At 42.8% G+C, this 3,924-nt stretch carries 6 protein-coding genes; 3 read left to right on the plus strand and 3 right to left on the minus strand.

From position 1 onward, the window contains the following. Together WBA23_RS09045 and WBA23_RS09050 are read left to right on the plus strand one after the other, a co-directional pair. Positions 1–1,137 (plus strand): sigma-54-dependent transcriptional regulator (locus tag WBA23_RS09045; RefSeq protein WP_424581951.1); only part of this gene is annotated, 1,137 nt, incomplete at its 5' end. After that, positions 1,127–2,473: a sensor histidine kinase gene (locus WBA23_RS09050; protein WP_424581952.1), complete on the plus strand. Its 1,347-nt coding sequence runs from the start codon at positions 1,127–1,129 to the stop codon at positions 2,471–2,473. The genes WBA23_RS09045 and WBA23_RS09050, both read left to right, overlap by 11 nt. Before the next feature lie 33 nt (positions 2,474–2,506). Here WBA23_RS09050 and WBA23_RS09055 read toward each other — a convergent pair whose 3' ends face one another. The 3 genes from WBA23_RS09055 to WBA23_RS09065 all read right to left on the minus strand — a co-directional run bounded on the left by WBA23_RS09055 (position 2,507) and on the right by WBA23_RS09065 (position 3,112). Continuing rightward, positions 2,507–2,659, minus strand: coding sequence for a type II toxin-antitoxin system RelE family toxin (locus WBA23_RS09055; protein WP_424581953.1), 153 nt, complete (start codon positions 2,657–2,659; stop codon positions 2,507–2,509). Next, positions 2,607–2,813, minus strand: coding sequence for a hypothetical protein (locus tag WBA23_RS09060; RefSeq protein ID WP_424581956.1), 207 nt, complete (start codon positions 2,811–2,813; stop codon positions 2,607–2,609). The genes WBA23_RS09055 and WBA23_RS09060 overlap by 53 nt, the downstream gene beginning before the upstream one ends. Before the next feature lie 140 nt (positions 2,814–2,953). Next, complete coding sequence (locus WBA23_RS09065) at positions 2,954–3,112, minus strand: hypothetical protein (RefSeq protein ID WP_424581954.1); 159 nt, start codon at positions 3,110–3,112, stop codon at positions 2,954–2,956. A gap of 359 nt (positions 3,113–3,471) precedes the next feature. Here WBA23_RS09065 and WBA23_RS09070 point away from each other — a divergent pair. Then, the coding region (locus WBA23_RS09070; protein ID WP_424581955.1) for an ABC transporter ATP-binding protein at positions 3,472–3,924 on the plus strand (453 nt) is incomplete at its 3' end.

Below are 3,924 nucleotides of genomic sequence, written 5' to 3' on the forward strand. Positions count from 1 at the left end.
GTGATTTTGATTACGGCCTACGGTGATGTAGATATGGCCGTGCGAGCAATCAAAGAGGGAGCTACCGACTTTGTGCTCAAACCCTGGAATAACGAAAAGCTACTTGCCACCGTAATGGCCGCCCTTCGACTGCGGGCCACCAAATCGGAAGTGAATCAGTTACGCTCTCAGCAGGAAATTCTTACCGCTGACCTCAACCATAAGTTTCAAGATATTATTGGAAGTAGCCCTTCCATGCAACGGGTGTTTGAAACCATCGAGCAGGTGGCCAAAACCGACGCTAACGTATTAATACTGGGTGAGAACGGAACCGGAAAAGAAGTGATTGCCCGGGCTATCCACCGTCGTTCCGAACGAACTAAAAATGTCTTTATCAATGTAGATTTGGGAGCCGTAACCGAATCATTGTTCGAAAGTGAGTTGTTCGGTCATATGAAAGGGTCTTTCACAGACGCCAAGCAAGACCGAGTAGGCCGCTTTGAAGCTGCATCGGAAGGAACCCTCTTTTTAGATGAGATTGGGAACCTCTCGCTACCGCTGCAAGCTAAATTACTAACCGCCCTCCAAAATAAGCGAGTAACCCCAGTAGGCTCTAATAAGGTAATTGATGTAGATGTGCGCTTCATCTGCGCGACCAATATGCCACTGTACGAAATGGTACAGAACAATGAGTTTCGGCAAGATTTACTGTATCGGATTAATACCATAGAGATTAATTTGCCGCCCCTGCGCGAGCGCGTTGAAGACTTAGAGCCACTCGCTACCCATTTCTTGGCTATGTACTCTAAAAAGTACAATAAAGCTATTCACTCTATTAGTGCTAGTGCTATTAAACGAATGCAGAAATACCACTGGCCCGGTAATGTGCGGGAGCTGCAACACTCGGTAGAGCGGGCGGTAATTCTTAGTAATAAACCTACCTTACAACCGGAAGATTTCTTCTTCAACGCTGATAATGCCCGGCAGGGTAAAGATCAGGATGAGCTTCATCTGGAAAAGTATGATCTGGAAGAAGTAGAAAAACTCTTAATCCGCAAGGTTTTGAAAAAACACGGCGGCAATATTTCTAAGGCGGCCGGAGACTTAGGTTTAACCCGAGCTTCGCTGTACCGGAGGTTAGAAAAATATGATATTTAACCGATTTGAGTGGACGCTGTTAGTACGCATAATTTTGCTGGCAGCCAGTATGCTGCTCTGCCTTTACTTTGTGTTTTATACGGAACGCTACGTAAGCGGAGTGATTATATCGCTATTAGTGATCTACCAGATCTACGAACTGTACCAGTACGTGCTGGAGGCGAATCGTAAACTCACTCGCTTTTTAGAAGCGGTTAAGTATTCGGATTTTACCGCTGGTTTTAATCGAGATAGCCAGCTGGGGGAGAGCTTTCGCGACCTGAATCGGATGTTTAACGAAGTGTTTGACGCTTTTCGCAAAGCCCGCGCCGAGAAGGAAGAACACTGGCAGTACCTGAAAACAGTAGTACAGCACGTAAACGTTGGGTTGCTATCTTACGATGAATCCGGTAATATTGAATTGCTGAACAACACTGCCCGACGGTACCTAAAGGCCCACCAAATGACCAAAATTCGGGAGCTGGCGAAGATTAACCCTGAGCTGTACAATATTATTCTTAATCTACCGACCGGTTCTAAGACGTTAATTAAGCCGAGCGTCGATCTTCACTTGTCTATTAACGCTACTGAACTTCGTCTGCGGGGCAGCTCCTACAAGCTTGTTTCTATTCAGAATATTTTATCGGAATTGCAGCAACAAGAGATTGAAGCCTGGCAGAATTTGACCAAAGTGCTACGGCACGAAATTATGAACTCCATTACTCCGATTGCTTCACTAGCGGGTACTGCCATTGATATCATTCAGGAAGATGTAGTACGTCAAAATGGCTCCATTATTTTTGATCAGGAGGCCTACGATGATATTAGTATGAGCCTGCGAACGATTGAGAACCGAAGCAAGGGGCTAGTGACCTTTGTAGAAGCCTATCGTAATTTTACCAATATTCCTCAACCGGACTTTGAACGCGTTAAAATTCAAGACCTTATTGAAGAAGTGGTTAAGCTTATTGAGGCTGGAGTGGCTCACGATCGGGTAAATATTGACGTACGTGTACCCTCTAATCTGATTGTCCGTGTTGATAGCAAGCTGATTGAAATGGTACTTATCAATATTCTGAAAAACGCAGCGGAAGCGTTGAATGATGTGGAAGAGCCCATCATTGAAATTTCGGCTTATGCCGATCATGAACAACGGGTTTTTATTGATGTCACCGATAATGGCTCCGGTATTGAACCTGAAGCTTTGGAAAGAATTTTTATTCCGTTTTATACTACCAAGCGCGATGGCTCCGGCATCGGCCTAAGCCTCTCCCAACGTATTATGCAAATGCACCAGGGTAACCTGACTGCAACTTCAGAGGTAGGTAAGGGTACTACGTTTACGTTGCAGATGTGAAACAAAGGAAATGATGTGTGAAAAAGGATTATTTTACTCGTAAATATTGCTGCGGTGGCCTAGATCAATAACATCTATCAGAAGGACTTTATCCGTAATCTCGTATATGATCCGGTAATCAGCTACGCGAATACTATACATCTTTTTCGCGTACTTCTTCAATTTCTCTAAATGCCTGATCAGCATCTACAAACTCCTGAGGTGTCTGTTTGGCCTTATCATAGAGGTAGATGTCTTCTAAGTCCTCTAGTTTCTGAAGAATATCCTCAAATTCTTTCACCGGAACTATCACTGATATTCTTTCTCCTTTACTATCAGTAATATATTGATGATGTAACATTAGCATGATTCTTCTTATTTAGATTCACTACCGAGAGACAGTCTTCTTTTAAGCTATTTACGGACAAGTAGTGAGTTCGTTTAAACAAAAAAAGCAACCTATTGGCTGCTTATTCATAGACACACTGCTGTTTTACCAATTTATGAAGCCTTCTCTAAGGAGTTTTCCATATACTTCACTGCCTGTTTAGTAGGCTTTTCAATAGGCTTCACTGAATACGTAGGGCACATTTGGGTGTAGCAACCCGTTAGGGAGAAGATCATAGCACCCGCCACAATTGTCAAAAGTTTCCTCTTCATAACACTGTTTTTATTTCAAATGTAATAGTATTCTTAAAATAATTCAATAACACAACAGCGCGATTTATTACATGGCTGATGAAGTAGCCATAAAATACACGATCTGTCAAAGCTTCAATTTATCTGACGTGTTCGTTTTCGTACACCTTCATTTCAAAAACGGACGGTCAAAACTCAGTATAACCGCTATAATTGCACCCAAACGCCTAATTAGGGCTTGGCATATTTGTTGGCATATTATGTTTGTAGCCATACGTCTACCCAGTATACTACATCAACACTTGCCTCAGCTTTAATGTGAGATTGGTGAAATATATTTGATAATTAATATTAACTAACATCTTTATAACTACTATACTATGCTCAAACTTATTGATGTAGACAAATTTGTTCAGTCCCGGTTTAAGAAAACGTTTATTCTAAAGGGCATTGACCTGGAAGTGAAGGAAGGAGAGTTTATGACCATTATGGGACCTAGCGGAGCCGGAAAATCTACTTTACTTAATATCATCGGATTGCTTGATCCACCTTCGGCGGGCGAGTATTACTTGCGCGACCAGCCAGTGCACAAATTACGAGAACGCCAGCGCAGCGAGTTGCAGAAACACACCATTGGTTACGTATTTCAAGCCTACCACCTGATTGATGAACTAACCGTGTTTGAAAATATTGAAACGCCTTTACTATACCAGAATATAAAAGGCAAAGAACGCAAAGCCCGGGTGGCTGAACTGCTCGACCGCTTTCAGATGGTAGCCAAGAAAGATTTATTTCCCGAACAACTTTCGGGTGGGCAACAGCAACTGGTGGGG

It is taken from the genome of Tunicatimonas sp., assembly GCF_049647865.1.
GTDB lineage: Bacteria > Bacteroidota > Bacteroidia > Cytophagales > Cyclobacteriaceae > Tunicatimonas.

Coding starts and splice junctions, on each gene's coding strand:
- WBA23_RS09050 (WP_424581952.1), top strand. CDS start 1,127: ATGATATTTAACCGATTTGAGTGGACGCTGTTAGTACGCATAATTTTG.
- WBA23_RS09055 (WP_424581953.1), bottom strand. CDS start 2,659: ATGCTGATCAGGCATTTAGAGAAATTGAAGAAGTACGCGAAAAAGATG.
- WBA23_RS09060 (WP_424581956.1), bottom strand. CDS start 2,813: ATGTTACATCATCAATATATTACTGATAGTAAAGGAGAAAGAATATCA.
- WBA23_RS09065 (WP_424581954.1), bottom strand. CDS start 3,112: ATGAAGAGGAAACTTTTGACAATTGTGGCGGGTGCTATGATCTTCTCC.